Below are 17,405 nucleotides of genomic sequence, written 5' to 3'. Positions count from 1 at the left end.
GCGAGCCACCAGGCCATGAGCACCAGTCGGGCGCGCGGACGCGCTTGCTCGACTGGCGTCCCGTTGTGTTCTTGGAGCCCACATGACCTACTCATTTACCGAGAAGAAACGCATCCGCAAGAGCTTCGCCAAGCGCGCGGCTGTCCTGGATGTGCCCTTCCTGCTCGCCACGCAGATCAACTCGTACGCGCAGTTCCTGCAGGCTGAATCGCCTGCGGACCAGCGCAACGAGATGGGCCTGCAGTCGGCCTTTCAGTCCGTGTTCCCGATCTCCAGCCATTCGGGCAACGCCCGCCTGGAGTTCGTGAGCTATGCGCTGGGCGAGCCCGCCTTCGACGTGGTCGAGTGCCAGCAGCGCGGCCTCACGTTCGCGAGCCCCCTGCGCGCGAAGGTGCGCCTCATCATCATGGATCGCGAGGCGAGCAAGCCCACGATCAAGGAGATGAAGGAGCAGGAGGTCTACATGGGCGAGATTCCGCTCATGACCCGCAACGGCTCCTTTGTCATCAACGGCACCGAGCGCGTCATCGTCTCGCAGTTGCACCGCTCGCCGGGCGTGTTCTTCGAGCACGATCGCGGCAAGACGCACTCGTCGGGCAAGCTCCTGTTCTCGGCCCGCGTGATTCCCTACCGCGGCTCGTGGCTCGACTTCGAATTCGATCCGAAGGATTTCCTGTATTTCCGCGTCGACCGTCGTCGCAAGATGCCGGTGACCATCCTCCTCAAGGCGCTCGGCTACAAGCCGGAGCGGATCCTCGAGGAGTTCTTCATGTTCGACACGTTCCACGCGACGAAGAAGGGCATCGAGTTCGACATCGTTCCCGAGCGCCTGCGTGGCGAGATCGCGCGTTTCGACATCGCGACGAAGGCCGGCAAGGTCATCGTCCAGAAGGACAAGCGCATCACCGTGAAGCACATCCGCGAGATGGAAGCCGCGGGCATGAAGAAGCTTTCCGTGGAACCCGATTTCCTCGTCGGCCGCACGCTTGCCAAGGGCGTGGTCAACAAGGAGACGGGTGAAGTCCTCGCGAACGCGAACGACGAGATCACGGAAGCCCTGCTCAAGAAGATCCTCGACGCCGGCGTCGAGGACCTCAAAACCATCTACACCAACGACCTCGACCAGGGTCCGTACATGTCGCAGACGCTGCGCGTGGACGAGACGGTCGACGAGCTCAACGCCAAGGTGGCGATTTACCGCATGATGCGCCCCGGCGAGCCGCCGACCGAAGAGGCCGTGAAGACGCTCTTCAACGGGCTGTTCTTCAGCGAAGACCGCTACGACCTGTCGGACGTCGGCCGCATGAAGTTCAACCGCCGCGTCGGCCGCGATGAGCTCAAGGGTCCGATGACGTTGTCCACCGAGGACATCGTCGCCGTGATCAAGATCCTCGTGGAGCTTCGCAACGGCCGCGGCGAGATCGACGACATCGACCACCTCGGCAATCGCCGCGTGCGTTCGGTGGGCGAGCTTGCCGAAAACCAGTTCCGTTCGGGCCTGGTGCGCGTCGAGCGCGCCGTGCGCGAGCGCCTCTCGCAGGCCGAGAGCGAGAATCTGATGCCGCACGACCTGATCAACGCGAAGCCCGTCTCCGCGGCGATCAAGGAGTTCTTCGGCTCCTCGCAGCTTTCGCAGTTCATGGACCAGACCAACCCGTTGTCCGAGATCACGCACAAGCGGCGCATCTCGGCGCTGGGCCCGGGCGGTCTTACGCGCGAGCGCGCAGGCTTCGAAGTGCGCGACGTGCACCCGACCCACTACGGCCGCGTGTGCCCGATCGAAACGCCGGAAGGCCCGAACATCGGCCTGATCAACTCGCTCGCGCTCTTCGCGCGGACCAACGAGTACGGCTTCATCGAGACGCCGTACCGCCGCGTGAAGGACGGGAAGGTCACGAAGGACATCGAGTTCCTGTCGGCGATCGAGGAAGGCAAGTACGTGATCGCGCAGGCGAACGCAGAGACGGACAAGGCGGGCAAGCTTACTGACGAACTCGTCTCCTGCCGCCACCGCAACGAGTTCATGCTGTCGGCGCCCGACAAGATCGAGTACATCGACGTCGCGCCCTCGCAGATCGTTTCGGTCGCAGCCTCGCTGATCCCGTTCCTCGAGCATGACGACGCGAACCGCGCCCTCATGGGTTCGAACATGCAGCGCCAGGCCGTTCCCTGCCTGCGTGCGGAGAAGTCGCTGGTCGGCACGGGCATCGAGCGGACCGTCGCGATCGACTCCGGCACCGCCGTGCAGGCGCGCCGTGGCGGCCGCGTGGATTACGTGGACGCGGGCCGCATCGTCGTTCGCGTGAACGACAGCGAGACCAAGGCCGGCGAAGCCGGTGTCGACATCTACAACCTCACGAAGTACACGCGTTCCAACCAGAACACGAACATCAACCAGCGTCCGCTGGTGAAGGTGAACGACCAGATCGCCTCCGGAGACGTCGTGGCCGACGGCGCATCGACGGACATGGGCGAGCTGGCACTCGGCCAGAACCTCCTGGTCGCGTTCATGCCCTGGAACGGCTACAACTTCGAGGACTCCATCCTCATCTCCGAGCGCATCGTCGCCGAAGACCGCTACACCTCGATCCACATCGAGGAACTGGTGGTCGTCGCCCGCGACACGAAGCTCGGCCCCGAGGAAATCACCCGCGACATCTCCAACCTCTCGGAGCGCATGCTTTCGCGCCTCGACGAGTCGGGCATCGTCTACATCGGCGCGGAAGTGGAAGCCGGTGACGTGCTCGTGGGCAAGGTCACGCCGAAGGGCGAGACCCAGCTCACCCCGGAAGAGAAGCTGCTGCGCGCGATCTTCGGCGAGAAGGCCTCCGATGTGAAGGACACGAGCCTGCGCGTTCCCTCGGGAATTTCGGGCTGCGTGATCGACGTCCAGGTGTTCACGCGCGAAGGCATCACGCGCGACAAGCGCGCCCAGCAGATCATCGACGACCAGCTCAAGGACTACCGCAAGGACCTCCAGGACCAGCTGCGCATCGTCGAGCAGGATCTGTTCGCGCGCCTCGAGAAGATGCTCATCGGCAAGACCGCGAAGGGCGGGCCGAACAAGCTCGCGAAGGGCGCCAAGATCACCAAGGCCTACCTCGCCGAGCTCGAGTCCCGCCAGTGGTACGACATCCGCCTCACGGATGATGACGCTGCCGCGCAGCTCGAGCAGTTGAAGCAGCGCGTCGAGCTCACCGAGAAGGAGTTCGACCGCGCCTTCGAGGAAAAGAAGAAGAAGCTCACGCAGGGCGACGAGCTGCCCCCGGGCGTGCAGAAGATGGTGAAGGTCTATGTCGCGGTGAAGCGCCGCCTGCAACCGGGCGACAAGATGGCCGGCCGCCACGGCAACAAGGGCGTCATCTCCAAGATCGTTCCGGTCGAGGACATGCCCTTCATGGCCGATGGCACTCCGGTGGACATCGTGCTGAACCCGCTGGGCGTGCCCTCGCGCATGAACGTGGGCCAGATCCTCGAGACCCACCTCGGGTGGGCCGCGAAGGGCCTGGGCCTGCGTATCCAGGAGATGCTGCGTGCCGAGGAAGGCGCGCCGAAGATCCGCAAGTTCCTCGACAAGATCTACAACTCGGCGGGCAAGAAGGAAGACATCGCCGGCCTCGAGGACCACGAGGTCCTGGAGCTGGGCCGCAACCTGGTGGCGGGCGTCCCGTTCGCCACGCCGGTGTTCGACGGTGCAACCGAAGTCGAGATCAAGGACATGCTGGAGCTCGCGGGCCTGCCGCGCAGCGGTCAGATCACGCTGTTCGACGGCCGCACGGGCGACGCATTCGACCGCCCCGTGACCGTGGGCTACATGCACATCCTCAAGCTGCACCACCTCGTCGACGACAAGATGCACGCGCGTTCGACCGGTCCGTACTCGCTCGTCACCCAGCAGCCGCTGGGCGGCAAGGCGCAGTTCGGTGGCCAGCGTTTCGGCGAGATGGAAGTGTGGGCGCTGGAAGCTTACGGCGCGTCGTACACGCTGCAGGAAATGCTTACCGTCAAGTCCGACGACACCCAGGGACGCACGAAGGTCTACGAAAACATCGTGAAGGGCGAGCACAAGATCGAGGCGGGCATGCCCGAGTCGTTCAACGTGCTGGTGAAGGAAATCCGCTCTCTCGCGATCGACATCGACCTCGAGCGCTACTGATCGCAACAGCAACCAACGATTGCCCTAGCGACCAGTTACCAGGAGATTTCGCATGAAAGCATTGCTCGATCTGTTCAAGCAGGTCACCCAGGAAGAAGAGTTCGACGCCATTCGCATCGGGCTCGCATCGCCGGACAAGATCCGCTCGTGGTCCTACGGTGAAGTGAAGAAGCCGGAGACCATCAACTACCGCACCTTCAAGCCGGAGCGTGACGGCCTTTTCTGCGCCAAGATCTTCGGCCCGGTGAAGGACTATGAGTGCCTGTGCGGCAAGTACAAGCGCCTCAAGCACCGTGGCGTCATCTGCGAGAAGTGCGGTGTCGAAGTCACGCTCACCAAGGTGCGCCGCGAGCGCATGGGCCATATCGAGCTCGCGAGCCCCGTCGCCCACATCTGGTTCCTGAAGAGCCTCCCGTCCCGCCTGGGCATGGTGCTCGACATGACGCTGCGCGACATCGAACGCGTCCTGTACTTCGAAGCCTACGTCGTGACCGACCCGGGCATGACGCCGCTCAACCGCTGCCAGCTCCTCTCCGAGGACGACTACCTCGCGAAGGTCGAGGAGTACGGTGACGATTTCTCGGCTGCCATGGGCGCCGAGGGCGTTCGCGACCTGCTGCGCAAGCTCGACGTCCCCCGCGACATCGACACGCTGCGCACGGACCTCGCCGCCACGTCGTCGGAAACCAAGATCAAGAAGATCGCCAAGCGCCTGAAGGTGCTCGAGGCGTTCAACAAGTCGGGCATCAAGCCCGACTGGATGATCATGGAAGTGCTGCCCGTGCTGCCGCCGGACTTGCGTCCGCTGGTTCCGCTCGACGGCGGCCGCTTCGCGACGTCGGACCTGAACGACCTCTATCGTCGCGTGATCAACCGCAACAACCGCCTCAAGCGCCTGCTCGAGCTCAAGGCTCCCGAAATCATCGTGCGCAACGAAAAGCGCATGCTGCAGGAAGCCGTCGACTCGCTGCTCGACAACGGCCGCCGCGGCAAGGCGATGACGGGCGCCAACAAGCGCGCGCTCAAGTCGCTCGCCGACATGATCAAGGGCAAGAGCGGCCGCTTCCGCCAGAACCTGCTCGGCAAGCGCGTCGACTACTCGGGCCGTTCGGTCATTGTGGTCGGCCCGACGCTCAAGCTCCACCAGTGCGGCCTGCCCAAGCTGATGGCGCTCGAGCTGTTCAAGCCCTTCATCTTCCACAAGCTCGAAGTGATGGGGCTTGCGACGACGATCAAGGCGGCCAAGCGCATGGTCGAGAGCCAGGAACCGGTGGTCTGGGACATCCTCGAAGAGGTGATCCGCGAGCACCCGGTGCTGCTCAACCGCGCACCGACGCTCCACCGCCTCGGCATCCAGGCGTTCGAGCCGGTGCTGATCGAAGGCAAGGCGATCCAGCTGCACCCGCTGGTTTGCGCCGCGTTCAACGCGGACTTCGACGGTGACCAGATGGCGGTCCACGTGCCCATCTCGCTCGAAGCGCAGATGGAAGCGCGCACGCTCATGCTGTCGTCCAACAACGTGCTCCACACGGCGCACGGCGAACCGGTCATCGTGCCGTCGCAGGACATCGTGCTGGGCCTGTACTACGCCACCCGCGATCGCGTGAACGCGCGCGGCGAGGGCTCGGTGTTCACCAACGTCGCTGAAGTCAGCCGTGCCTACGAGTCGGGCGGCGTGGAGCTGCACGCGCGTGTCACGGTGCGCATCCGCGAGGTCCTTAAGAACGAAGCGGGCGAGCTCACCGAAGTGGTGAATCGCCACGAGACGACCGTTGGTCGCTCGCTCCTGTCGGAAATCCTGCCGGCGGGCCTGCCGTTCGCGATCATCAACAAGGCGCTCAAGAAGAAGGAAATCTCGAAGCTCATCAACGAGGCGTTCCGCCGCTGCGGCATCCGCGAAACGGTGATCTTCGCCGACAAGCTGATGTACACGGGCTTCACCTACGCCACGCGCGCCGGCCTATCGATCTGCGTCGACGACCTGCTCATCCCTTCGCAGAAGGCGAGCATCATCGACAAGAGCGAAGAGGAAGTGAAGGAAATCGAGCGCCAGTACACCTCGGGTCTCGTGACCCAGGGCGAGCGCTACAACAAGGTGGTCGACATCTGGGGCCGCGCCGGCGACCAGATCGCCAAGGCGATGATGGACCAGCTCGGCAGCGAGAAGGTCATCGATCGCAAGGGCAAGGAAGTCTCGCAGGAGTCGTTCAACGCGATCTACATGATGGCCGATTCGGGCGCGCGTGGTTCCGCGGCGCAGATTCGCCAGCTGGCCGGCATGCGCGGCCTGATGGCGAAGCCGGACGGCTCGATCATCGAGACGCCGATCACGGCGAACTTCCGCGAAGGCCTGAACGTTCTGCAGTACTTCATCTCGACGCACGGCGCCCGCAAGGGTCTTGCCGATACGGCGCTGAAGACCGCGAACTCCGGCTACCTCACGCGCCGCCTGGTCGACGTCACCCAGGATCTCGTGGTGGTGGAAGACGATTGCGGCACGGTCACCGGCATGGACATGAAGGCGCTGGTCGAAGGCGGCGAAGTGGTCGAGCCGCTGCGCGAGCGCATTCTGGGCCGCGTCGTCGCGACCGACGTGCTCAATCCGGAGGGCCACGAGGTTGTGGTCGCCGCGGGCACGCCGCTGGACGAGGATATGGTTGAGCGCATCGAGTCGCTGGGCATCGACGAAGTCAAGGTGCGCACGCCGCTCACATGCGATACGCGTTTCGGCATCTGCGCGCGCTGCTACGGCCGCGACCTGGGCCGTGGCTCGCTCGTGAACGTCGGCGAGGCTGTCGGCGTCATCGCCGCGCAGTCGATCGGCGAACCGGGCACGCAGCTCACGATGCGCACGTTCCACATCGGTGGCGCGGCTTCGCGTACCGCGGTGGCGAGCTCCGTCGAAGCGAAGTCGAACGGCCTGGCGCAGTTCTCGGCCACGATGCGCTACATCACCAACTCGCGTGAGGAACAGATCGCGATTTCGCGCAGCGGCGAGATCATCATCGCCGACGACAGCGGCCGCGAGCGCGAGCGCCACAAGGTTCCCTATGGCGCGACGCTCACGGTGAAGGACGGCGCGAAGGTGAAGGCCGGCCAGTCGCTCTCCAATTGGGATCCGCTCACGCGCCCCATCATCACCGAGTACGCGGGCGAGACGAAGTTCGACAACGTCGAGGAAGGCGTCACCGTGGCCAAGCAGATCGACGAGACCACGGGCCTTTCGAGCCTGGTCGTGATCGATCCGAAGCGCCGCGGCACGTCGGCTACCAAGGGCCTGCGCCCGGCGGTGAAGCTGATCGGCGACAAGGGCAAGGAAGTGAAGCTTGCCACGGGTGATACCCCGGTGAACTACACGTTCCAGATCGGCGCGATCATCACGGTCAAGAACGGCCAGCAGGTGAACGTGGGCGACGTGCTCGCGCGTATCCCGCAGGAGTCGTCCAAGACCCGCGACATCACGGGCGGCCTGCCGCGCGTGGCCGAGCTCTTCGAAGCGCGCTCGCCGAAGGATGCGGGCCTGCTCGCGGAGATCACCGGCACGGTTTCGTTCGGCAAGGACACGAAGGGCAAGCAGCGCCTGATCATCACGGACGTCGATGGCGCCGCCCACGAGTACCTGATCCCGAAGGAAAAGCACGTCACCGTGCACGACGGCCAGGTGGTCAACAAGGGCGAGACGATCGTCGACGGCCCGGCGGATCCGCACGACATCCTTCGCCTCCAGGGGATGGAAGCGCTCGCGCGCTACATCATCGACGAGGTGCAGGACGTCTACCGCCTGCAGGGCGTGAAGATCAACGACAAGCACATCGAGGTCATCGTTCGCCAGATGCTCCGCCGGGTCCAGATCACGGATCCGGGCGACACCCGCTTCATTGTGGGCGAGCAGGTCGAGCGTGCCGACTACCTCGGCGAGAACGACCGGGCCAGGAACGACGGCAAGAAGCCGGCCCAGTTCGAGTACATGCTGCTCGGCATCACCAAGGCGTCCCTGTCGACCGACTCGTTCATCTCGGCGGCCTCCTTCCAGGAGACCACCCGGGTGCTCACCGAGGCGGCCATCATGGGCAAGAAGGACGACCTGCGCGGCCTCAAGGAGAACGTCATCGTCGGTCGCCTCATCCCGGCGGGCACGGGCCTGGCCTACCACTCGACCCGGAAGAAGAAGGAAGTCGAGCCGGGCGCCAGCGCTTCGTTCGGCTTTGCCCTGGACGAGTCTGACGTTGGTAGCGAGCAGGTTGCTTGACCGGGATGCCATAAGCCCCTAAAATTGAGAGCTTTTTTCCGTCAGTCCGGCCATTGAGGCCGGGACTGGCGGGGCTCCCAAACAGGGCCCCAGATCGCAATTCGGACCAAAAAAATGCCTACGATCAATCAGTTGATGCGCAAGCCCCGCCGCAAGGCGGTCACCAAGAGCAAGGTTCCGGCGCTCGCCGGCAGCCCGCAAAAACGCGGTGTCTGCACGCGGGTCTACACCACGACCCCGAAGAAGCCGAATTCGGCCCTCCGGAAGGTCGCCAAGGTGCGCCTGACCAATGGTCACGAAGTGATCAGTTACATCGGTGGTGAAGGCCACAACCTCCAGGAGCACTCGGTCGTGCTCATCCGGGGCGGCCGCGTGAAGGACCTTCCTGGCGTGCGCTACCACATGGTGCGCGGAAGCCTCGACACCGCCGGCGTCAAGGACCGCAAGCAGTCCCGCTCGAAGTACGGCGCCAAGCGCCCGAAAGCAGCTTGATTCAATTTTAGGGAACCATACTTATGCCCCGCCGTAGAGAGATTCCGAAGCGCGAGATCCTGCCGGATCCGAAGTTCAAGAGCGAAGACGTCGCCAAGTTCATCAATGTCCTGATGACCCGCGGCAAGAAGTCGGTCGCCGAGCGGATCATGTATGGCGCGCTCGACGCGATCGCCAAGAAGTCGGGTAAGGATCCCTTCGAAGTCTTCGGCGCGGCCATCGGCAACGTGAAGCCTTCGGTGGAAGTGAAGAGCCGCCGTGTTGGCGGTGCGAACTACCAGGTTCCGGTCGAGGTTCGTCCCATCCGCCGCGCGGCACTGGCCATGCGCTGGCTGCGTGAAGCTGCCCGCAAGCGCGGCGAGAAGAGCATGGGCCAGCGCCTGGCCAACGAGCTGATGGAAGCGGCGGAAGGCCGCGGCGGCGCCGTGAAGAAGAAGGAAGAAGTGCACCGCATGGCCGAAGCCAACAAGGCTTTCGCCCATTACCGTTTCTAAAGAACTTTTACCCGCAGAAGAGAGATGACCGTGGCTCGCAAGACACCCATCGAACGCTACCGCAACATCGGGATCTCGGCGCACATCGACGCCGGAAAGACCACGACCACGGAGCGCATCCTTTTCTATACCGGGGTGTCCCACAAGATCGGCGAAGTCCATGACGGCGCGACCGTGATGGACTGGATGGAGCAGGAGCGCGAGCGCGGCATCACGATCACGTCGGCCGCGACGACCTGCTTCTGGAAGGGCATGGACGCGAACCGTCCCGAGCACCGCATCAACATCATCGACACCCCGGGCCACGTGGACTTCACCATCGAGGTGGAGCGCTCCATGCGTGTGCTCGACGGCGCGTGCATGGTCTATTGCGCCGTGGGCGGCGTGCAGCCGCAGTCCGAAACCGTCTGGCGCCAGGCCAACAAGTACAAGGTGCCGCGCCTGGCGTTCGTCAACAAGATGGACCGCACGGGTGCGAACTTCTTCAAGGTCTACGACCAGATGAAGACGCGCCTCAAGGCGAACCCGGTTCCCATCCAGATCCCCATCGGGGCCGAGGACAAGTTCCTGGGCGTGGTCGACCTCATCAAGATGAAGGCGATCTACTGGGACGAAGCTTCCCAGGGCATGAAATTCGAGATGCGCGAGATTCCCGCCGAGCTCGTCGAGCAGGCCAAGGAATGGCGCGAGAAGATGATCGAGTCCGCCGCCGAGGCGAACGAGACCATCATGAACAAGTACCTCGAGGCGGGCGAACTCTCTGAAGAGGAGATTCGCAAGGCCCTGCGCGACCGCACCATCGCGAGCGAAATCGTTCCGATGATGTGTGGCTCGGCGTTCAAGAACAAGGGCGTCCAGGCCATGCTCGACGCCGTGCTCGACTACATGCCTGCGCCGACGGATATCCCGCCGGTGAAGGGCCTGCTCGAGAACGGCCAGCCGACCGAGCGCCGTGCCGCTGACGACGAGTCGTTCTCCGGCCTCGCGTTCAAGATCATGACCGACCCGTTCGTCGGCCAGCTCATCTTCTTCCGCGTCTATTCGGGCGTGGTGAATTCGGGCGACACGATCTACAACCCGATCAAGTTCAAGAAGGAGCGCATTGGCCGCATCCTGCAGATGCACGCCAACCAGCGCGAAGAGATCAAGGAAGTCCGCGCCGGCGACATCGCTGCGGCCGTGGGCCTTCGTGAAGCCACGACCGGCGACACGCTTTGCGATCCCGACAAGGTCATCATCCTCGAGCGGATGGTGTTCCCGGAACCGGTGATCTCGCAGGCCGTCGAGCCCAAGACCAAGGTCGACCAGGAAAAGATGGGCATCGCCCTCAACCGCCTCGCGCAGGAGGATCCGTCCTTCCGCGTGCGCACGGACGAGGAGTCGGGCCAGACGATCATCGCCGGCATGGGCGAGTTGCACCTGGAGATCATCGTCGACCGCATGCGCCGCGAATTCGGCGTCGAGGCGAGCGTCGGCAAGCCGCAGGTGGCCTACCGCGAGACCATCCGCAAGGTCGTCGAGTCGGTCGAGGGCAAGTTCATCAAGCAGTCGGGTGGCCGCGGCCAGTACGGTCACGTGGTGCTCAAGGTCGAGCCCTCGGAACCCGGCAAGGGCTTCGAGTTCGTCGACGCGATCAAGGGCGGCGCGGTGCCGCGCGAGTTCATCCCGGCGGTCGAAAAGGGCCTCAAGGAAACGCTGCCGGCGGGCGTGCTTGCCGGGTACCCGGTCGTCGACGTCAAGGTGACGCTGCACTACGGCTCGTACCACGAGGTCGACTCGAACGAAAACGCGTTCAAGATGGCCGCCTCCATGGGCTTCAAGGAAGGCATGCGCCGGGCGAGCCCGGTGCTGCTCGAGCCGATGATGGCCGTCGAAGTCGAAACGCCGGAAGACTACTCCGGCACCGTGATGGGCGACCTCTCGTCGCGTCGTGGCCAGATCCAGGGCATGGACGACATGGTCGGCGGCGGCAAGATCATCAAGGCCGAGGTGCCGCTGTCCGAGATGTTCGGCTACTCGACCACGCTGCGTTCGGCCACACAGGGCCGCGCGACGTACACGATGGAATTCAAGCACTACTCGGAGGCGCCGAAGAACGTCGCCGAGGCGATCATCAACCAGAAAGCTGCAGCCTGAACGCAGCCTGAATGAGGATTTAGATCATGGCCAAGGGCAAGTTTGAGCGTACGAAGCCCCACGTGAACGTGGGCACGATCGGTCACGTGGACCACGGCAAGACGACGCTGACGGCGGCGATCACGACGGTGCTGTCGAAGAAGTTCGGTGGCGAGGCGAAGGCCTACGACCAGATCGATGCGGCGCCCGAAGAGAAGGCGCGCGGCATCACGATCAACACGGCGCACGTGGAGTACGAGACGGCCAACCGTCACTACGCGCACGTCGATTGCCCGGGCCACGCGGACTACGTGAAGAACATGATCACGGGTGCGGCGCAGATGGACGGCGCGATCCTGGTGGTGTCGGCCGCTGACGGCCCGATGCCGCAGACGCGCGAGCACATCCTGCTCGCCCGCCAGGTGGGCGTGCCCTACATCATCGTGTTCATGAACAAGGCCGACATGGTCGACGACAAGGAGCTGCTGGAGCTCGTCGAGATGGAGGTTCGTGAGCTCCTGAGCAAGTACAAGTTCCCCGGGGACAAGACCCCGATCGTGATCGGCTCGGCGCTCAAGGCGCTCGAGGGCGACACCTCGGAGATGGGCGAAGGGGCGATCATGAAGCTCGCCGACGCCCTCGACACGTACATTCCGACGCCGGAGCGTGCGATCGAAGGTGCGTTCCTGATGCCCGTCGAAGACGTGTTCTCGATCTCGGGCCGCGGCACGGTGGTGACCGGTCGTATCGAGCGCGGGATCTGCAAGGTCGGTGACGAAATCGAGATCGTGGGCCTGAAGGCTACGCAGAAGACGATTTGCACGGGCGTTGAAATGTTCCGGAAGCTGCTCGACCAGGGCCAGGCCGGTGACAACGTGGGCATCCTGCTGCGCGGCACCAAGCGCGAAGAAGTCGAGCGCGGCCAGGTGCTGGCCAAGCCCGGCTCGATCCCGCCGCACACGAAGTTCGAGTGCGAGGTGTACGTGCTGTCGAAGGAAGAGGGTGGTCGCCACACGCCGTTCTTCAATGGCTACCGTCCGCAGTTCTACTTCCGCACCACCGACGTGACCGGCAGCCTGGTGCTGCCCGAGGGCACCGAGATGGTGATGCCCGGCGACAACATCAAGATGGTGGTGACGCTCATCGCGCCCATCGCCATGGAAGAGAAGCTTCGCTTCGCCATTCGCGAAGGTGGCCGCACCGTCGGCGCCGGCGTCGTGTCGAAGGTCCTGGAGTAATCGCCATGGCCCAGACCCTCGCAAAGCAGAAGATCCGCATCCGTCTCAAGGCGTTCGACTACAAGTTGATCGACCAGTCGGCGCTCGAGATCGTGGAAACGGCGAAGCGTACCGGTGCCGTGGTGAAGGGCCCCGTGCCCATGCCCACGCGCATCGAGCGCTTCGACATCCTGCGTTCGCCGCACAAGAACAAGACGTCGCGCGACCAGTTCGAAATTCGCACGCACCTGCGCCTCATGGACATCATCGAGCCCACCGACAAGACCGTGGACGCGCTGATGAAGCTGGACCTCCCGGCGGGCGTGGACGTCGAGATCAAGCTGTAAAGATTAGAAAGAACCGCGCAGGCACCCGCCTGCACGGAAAGTGAAAGGCCGGCCAATTGCAGCTGGCACCCCGGGCGAAGAGCGCGGGGCATAGAAGAGAAGAGAAAGGATCGATGATGAGTCTCGGTCTCGTCGGCCGGAAGGTCGGCATGATGCGCATCTTCAACGAGGACGGCACCAGCGTCCCCGTGACGGTGCTCGACTGCGGTGGAAACCGCGTCACCCAGATCAAGAACGCCGACACCGATGGCTACTGCGCCATCCAGGTGGCATTCGGCAAGCGGCGCGCGACGCGCGTCACGAAATCCATGGCGGGTCATTTCGCCAAGGCCGGAGTCGAGGCGGGCAGCGTCCTGCGCGAGTTCCGCGTAGCGCCCAACGCCTTGGGCGAGCTCAAGGTCGGCGCCGAGCTGAAAGTGGACATGTTCACCGTCGGCCAGAAGGTCGACGTGTCGGGCTCGACCATCGGCAAGGGCTTCTCGGGCGTGATCAAGCGCCACCACTTCTCGTCTAACCGCGCCTCGCACGGTAACTCGCTGTCGCACAATTCGGCGGGCTCGATCGGCATGGCGCAGGACCCGGGCCGCGTGTTCCCCGGCAAGCGCATGGCGGGACACCTCGGCGATGTGAATCGCACCGTGCAGCTGCTCGAGATCGCCCGCGTCGATGCGGCGCGCTCGCTGCTGATGGTGAAGGGTTCCGTCCCCGGCGCGAAGAACGGCTCCGTGGTCGTCTTCCCGAGCGCGAAAGCCAAAGCGCCGAAGGGAGGCAAGTAATGGAACTCAAGGTCATCAATGAGAAGGGCGAAGCCCTTGCTCCGGTGGCGGCTTCCGAGGCGCTGTTCGGCCGGTCGTACAACGAAGCCCTGATCCACCAGATCGTCGTCGCCTATCACGCGAACGGCCGCTCCGGCACGCGCCAGCAGAAGACGCGCGCGGAAGTGCGCCACTCGACCAAGAAGCCCTGGCGTCAAAAGGGTACCGGTCGCGCTCGCGCGGGCATGACGTCCAGCCCGCTGTGGCGCGGTGGCGGAAAGACTTTCCCGAACACCCCTGACGAGAATTTCTCGCAGAAGGTGAACCGCAAGATGTACCGCGCGGGCATGGCGTCAATCCTTTCGCAGCTGGTGCGCGAAGAGCGCCTGACCGTGATCGATACGTTCACCATCGACCAACCCAAGACCAAGGCCCTGATCCAGAAGGTCAAGGCGATGAAGTTCGACGAGGTCCTGATCATCACGGATCGCGCCGACGAAAACCTGCTGCTTTCCTCGCGCAACCTGCCGAACGTGCTGGTGCTCGAGGCGCGCAACGCCGACCCCGTGAACCTCATCCGGTTCTCGAAGGTCCTGCTCACCAAGGGCGCGGTGAAGCATCTCGAGGAGGCACTGGCATGAATCAGGAACGACTGATGAAAGTGATCCTCGCTCCGGTGATCTCCGAAAAGGCGACGCTGGTGGGCGAGAAGCACCGCCAGGTGATCTTCGAGGTCCTCCAGGACGCGACCAAGGCCGAGATCAAGGCCGCCGTCGAGCTGCTCTTCAAGGAGCAGAAGGTCGAAGTCGCAGCGGTGAACGTCGTCAACACCAAGGGCAAGGAAAAGCGCCATGGGCGCTTCATCGGCCGTCGCCGCAACATCAAGAAGGCCTACGTGAGCCTCAAGGGTGAAGGCGACATCAACTTCGTGGAAGGAGTGGCCTAACCATGGCTCTCATCAAGACGAAACCCACCTCGGCCGGACGCCGGTCGATGGTGAAGCTGGTGAACCCCGACCTGCACAAGGGCGGGCCGTTCGCCAAGCTCACCGAAAGCCAGTCGAAGCGCGCGGGACGCAACCACTTCGGCAACATCACGACGCGCCACCAAGGCGGCGGGCACAAGCAGCACTACCGCATCGTGGACTTCCGTCGCAACGACAAGGACGGCATCCCGGCCAAGGTCGAGCGCCTCGAGTACGACCCGAACCGGAGCGCCAACATCGCGCTGCTGTGCTACATCGACGGCGAGCGCCGCTACATGATCGCCCCCAAGGGCCTCGTGATCGGCCAGAAGATCGAGAGCGGCGCGGAAGCGCCCATCAAGGTCGGCAACGCGCTCCCGCTGCGCAACATCCCGGTCGGCACGACGGTGCATTGCGTTGAGATGCAGCCGGGCAAAGGCGCGCAGATCGCGCGTGCCGCAGGCGCCGGCGTGCAACTGCTCGCCCGCGAAGGCGAGTACGCGCAGCTTCGCTTGCGCTCCGGCGAAATCCGCCGCGTGCACGTGAACTGCCGCGCGACGATCGGCGAAGTCGGCAACGAAGAGCACAACCTGCGCCAGATCGGCAAGGCCGGCGCGAACCGTTGGCGCGGCATCCGCCCGACGGTGCGCGGCGAAACCATGAACCCGGTGGACCATCCGCTTGGCGGCCGCACGCGCGGCAACCGCCACCCGGTGTCGCCGTGGGGCCAGCCCGCTAAGGGCAAGAAGACCCGGAGCAACAAGCGCACGCAGGTGATGATCGTGCGCAGCCGGCACAAGAAGTCCTAAGGGGTAACCGACATGGCACGTTCCATTAAGAAAGGCCCGTTCGTCGACGGGCACCTGGTGAAGAAAGTCGAAGCTGCGCAGGCCGCGAAGGACAAGCGTCCGATCAAGACCTGGTCGCGCCGCTCCACGATCCTTCCAGACTTCGTCGGCCTCACGATCGCGGTCCACAACGGCAAGCAGCACATCCCCGTGTACGTGACCGAGAACATGGTTGGTCACAAGCTGGGCGAGTTCGCGCTCACGCGTACCTTCAAGGGCCACTCGGCCGACAAAAAGGTCCAGGCACCGAGCGCGCCTGCTGCAGCCCCGGCGTCCGCGCCGGCGAAGAAGTAAGGAGACGCGATGAACGTTCAAGCGAAACTCTATGGCGTGCGTCTGTCGGCCCAAAAAGGCCGGCTCGTCGCCGATCTCGTGCGTGGCCAGCCGGTCGGCCAGGCGCTCAACATCCTCGCCTTCACCCCGAAGAAGGGTGCGAAGATCATCAAGAAGGTGCTCGAGAGCGCGATCGCGAACGCCGAGCACAACAATGGCGCGGACATCGATGAGCTGAAGATCACGCACATCTACGTGGAAAAGGGCCCGGTGCTCAAGCGCTTCCAGGCGCGTGCAAAGGGTCGCGGCAACCGCATCGTGAAGCCCACCTGCCACGTCTTCCTCGCCGTTGGCGACGGGAAAAAGGACTAACCATGGGACAGAAGATCAATCCGACCGGTTTCCGTCTTTCGGTCAACCGGAACTGGGCTTCGAAGTGGTACGCGAACAGCAAGAACTTCCCGACGATGCTCGCCGAGGACGTCAAGGTTCGTGAGTACCTCAAGAAGAAGCTCTCGCACGCTGCCGTCGGCCGCGTGGTCATCGAGCGCCCCGCCAAGAACGCGCGCATCACCATCTACTCGGCGCGTCCGGGCGTGGTGATCGGCAAGAAGGGCGAGGACATCGAAGGCCTGCGCAACACGCTGCAGAAGCTCATGGGTGTTCCGGTCCACGTGAACATTGAAGAGATCCGCAAGCCCGAACTCGACGCGCAACTGATTTCCGATTCGATCACGAGCCAGCTCGAGAAGCGCGTGATGTTCCGCCGCGCCATGAAGCGCGCGATGCAGAACGCGATGCGCCTGGGCGCCCAGGGCATCAAGATCACGAGCTCGGGCCGCCTGAACGGTGCGGAAATCGCGCGCACGGAGTGGTATCGCGAAGGCCGCGTGCCCCTCCACACGCTGCGCGCCGAGATCGAATACGGTTTTTCCGAAGCCAAGACGACCTACGGCACGATCGGCGTGCAGGTCCTCGTCTTCAAGGGTGAGACGCTGGGCAAGGGTGAGATGCCCGTAGCCGCCCCGGCGCCGGAACCCGACAAGAAGCCCAGAAGGGCGGGAGCGAAACATGCTGCAGCCAGCTAGAAGGAAGTACCGCAAGGAGCAGAAGGGCCGCAACAAGGGCATCGCCACGCGCGGTGCCAAGGTGTCCTTCGGCGAATTCGGTCTCAAGGCCACGGCCCGCGGCCGCCTCACGGCGCGCCAGATCGAAGCCGCGCGCCGTGCGATGACGCGCCACATCAAGCGTGGTGGCCGCGTCTGGATCCGCATTTTCCCGGACAAGCCGATCTCCAAGAAGCCTGCCGAAGTCCGCATGGGCAACGGCAAGGGCTCGCCCGAGTACTTCGTGGCCGAGATCGTCCCGGGCAAGGTGCTCTACGAGATGGACGGCGTGGACGAGACGATGGCCCGCGAGGCCTTCGCGCTCGCCGCGGCGAAGCTGCCGATCCGCACGACGTTCGTGCATCGGCACATCGGCTGACGGAGGAACA

The 17,405-nt window shown here is 64.1% G+C and carries 15 protein-coding genes; all 15 read left to right on the top strand.

The window, feature by feature from the left end; translation table 11 throughout:
* Nucleotides 1-82 precede the first annotated feature (82 nt).
* The 15 genes from rpoB to rplP all read left to right on the top strand — a co-directional run bounded on the left by rpoB (nucleotide 83) and on the right by rplP (nucleotide 17,395).
* Nucleotides 83-4,156, top strand: a complete 4,074-nt coding sequence (rpoB, locus tag DSM104440_RS16025; RefSeq protein ID WP_171164381.1) for a DNA-directed RNA polymerase subunit beta — start codon at nucleotides 83-85, stop codon at nucleotides 4,154-4,156.
* Nucleotides 4,157-4,208: 52 nt separating this feature from the next.
* Nucleotides 4,209-8,405, top strand: a complete 4,197-nt coding sequence (gene rpoC, locus DSM104440_RS16020) for a DNA-directed RNA polymerase subunit beta' (protein WP_171164379.1) — start codon at nucleotides 4,209-4,211, stop codon at nucleotides 8,403-8,405.
* 114 nt (nucleotides 8,406-8,519) lie between these two features.
* Nucleotides 8,520-8,897, top strand: a complete 378-nt coding sequence (gene rpsL, locus DSM104440_RS16015) for a 30S ribosomal protein S12 (RefSeq protein WP_171164377.1) — start codon at nucleotides 8,520-8,522, stop codon at nucleotides 8,895-8,897.
* Between the two features lie 23 nt (nucleotides 8,898-8,920).
* Nucleotides 8,921-9,391 (top strand): 30S ribosomal protein S7, encoded by a 471-nt coding sequence (gene rpsG / locus DSM104440_RS16010; RefSeq protein WP_171164375.1) that lies wholly within the window; start codon nucleotides 8,921-8,923, stop codon nucleotides 9,389-9,391.
* A 30-nt stretch (nucleotides 9,392-9,421) separates the two neighbouring features.
* On the top strand, nucleotides 9,422-11,527 hold the full coding sequence (gene fusA, locus DSM104440_RS16005; protein ID WP_171164373.1) for an elongation factor G: 2,106 nt from the start codon (nucleotides 9,422-9,424) through the stop codon (nucleotides 11,525-11,527).
* 26 nt (nucleotides 11,528-11,553) lie between these two features.
* Complete coding sequence (tuf, locus tag DSM104440_RS16000) at nucleotides 11,554-12,744, top strand: elongation factor Tu (RefSeq protein ID WP_171164371.1); 1,191 nt, start codon at nucleotides 11,554-11,556, stop codon at nucleotides 12,742-12,744.
* Nucleotides 12,745-12,749: 5 nt separating this feature from the next.
* Entirely contained in the window at nucleotides 12,750-13,070 is a 321-nt protein-coding gene (gene rpsJ, locus DSM104440_RS15995) for a 30S ribosomal protein S10 (RefSeq protein ID WP_171164370.1), read from the top strand.
* A 116-nt stretch (nucleotides 13,071-13,186) separates the two neighbouring features.
* A complete protein-coding gene (gene rplC / locus DSM104440_RS15990; protein WP_171164368.1) occupies nucleotides 13,187-13,846 on the top strand; it encodes a 50S ribosomal protein L3 in 660 nt (219 codons plus the stop codon).
* Nucleotides 13,846-14,466: a 50S ribosomal protein L4 gene (rplD, locus tag DSM104440_RS15985; protein ID WP_171164366.1), complete on the top strand. Its 621-nt coding sequence runs from the start codon at nucleotides 13,846-13,848 to the stop codon at nucleotides 14,464-14,466. The genes rplC and rplD overlap by 1 nt, the downstream gene beginning before the upstream one ends.
* Entirely contained in the window at nucleotides 14,463-14,771 is a 309-nt protein-coding gene (gene rplW / locus DSM104440_RS15980; protein ID WP_171164365.1) for a 50S ribosomal protein L23, read from the top strand. The genes rplD and rplW overlap by 4 nt, the downstream gene beginning before the upstream one ends.
* A 2-nt stretch (nucleotides 14,772-14,773) precedes the next feature.
* Nucleotides 14,774-15,598 (top strand): 50S ribosomal protein L2, encoded by an 825-nt coding sequence (gene rplB / locus DSM104440_RS15975; RefSeq protein WP_171164364.1) that lies wholly within the window; start codon nucleotides 14,774-14,776, stop codon nucleotides 15,596-15,598.
* A 12-nt stretch (nucleotides 15,599-15,610) separates the two neighbouring features.
* Nucleotides 15,611-15,931, top strand: coding sequence for a 30S ribosomal protein S19 (gene rpsS, locus DSM104440_RS15970; protein ID WP_171164363.1), 321 nt, complete (start codon nucleotides 15,611-15,613; stop codon nucleotides 15,929-15,931).
* Between the two features lie 9 nt (nucleotides 15,932-15,940).
* The gene (gene rplV, locus DSM104440_RS15965) at nucleotides 15,941-16,282 is read left to right on the top strand and encodes a 50S ribosomal protein L22 (RefSeq protein ID WP_171164362.1); all 342 of its coding nucleotides are present in this window, start codon (nucleotides 15,941-15,943) and stop codon (nucleotides 16,280-16,282) included.
* A gap of 2 nt (nucleotides 16,283-16,284) precedes the next feature.
* Nucleotides 16,285-16,998: a 30S ribosomal protein S3 gene (gene rpsC / locus DSM104440_RS15960; RefSeq protein WP_171164361.1), complete on the top strand. Its 714-nt coding sequence runs from the start codon at nucleotides 16,285-16,287 to the stop codon at nucleotides 16,996-16,998.
* Nucleotides 16,982-17,395 carry a 50S ribosomal protein L16 gene (gene rplP / locus DSM104440_RS15955; RefSeq protein ID WP_171164360.1) on the top strand — a complete coding sequence of 138 codons (414 nt, stop codon included), beginning with the start codon at nucleotides 16,982-16,984 and terminating at the stop codon, nucleotides 17,393-17,395. The genes rpsC and rplP overlap by 17 nt, the downstream gene beginning before the upstream one ends.
* Nucleotides 17,396-17,405 lie beyond the last annotated feature (10 nt).

This window comes from Usitatibacter palustris, from assembly GCF_013003985.1.
In the GTDB taxonomy this organism is placed as follows: Bacteria; Pseudomonadota; Gammaproteobacteria; order Burkholderiales; family Usitatibacteraceae; genus Usitatibacter; species Usitatibacter palustris.
The sequence above is the reverse complement of the archived record's forward strand: the minus strand, read 5'-3'. Positions and strand labels throughout refer to the sequence as shown.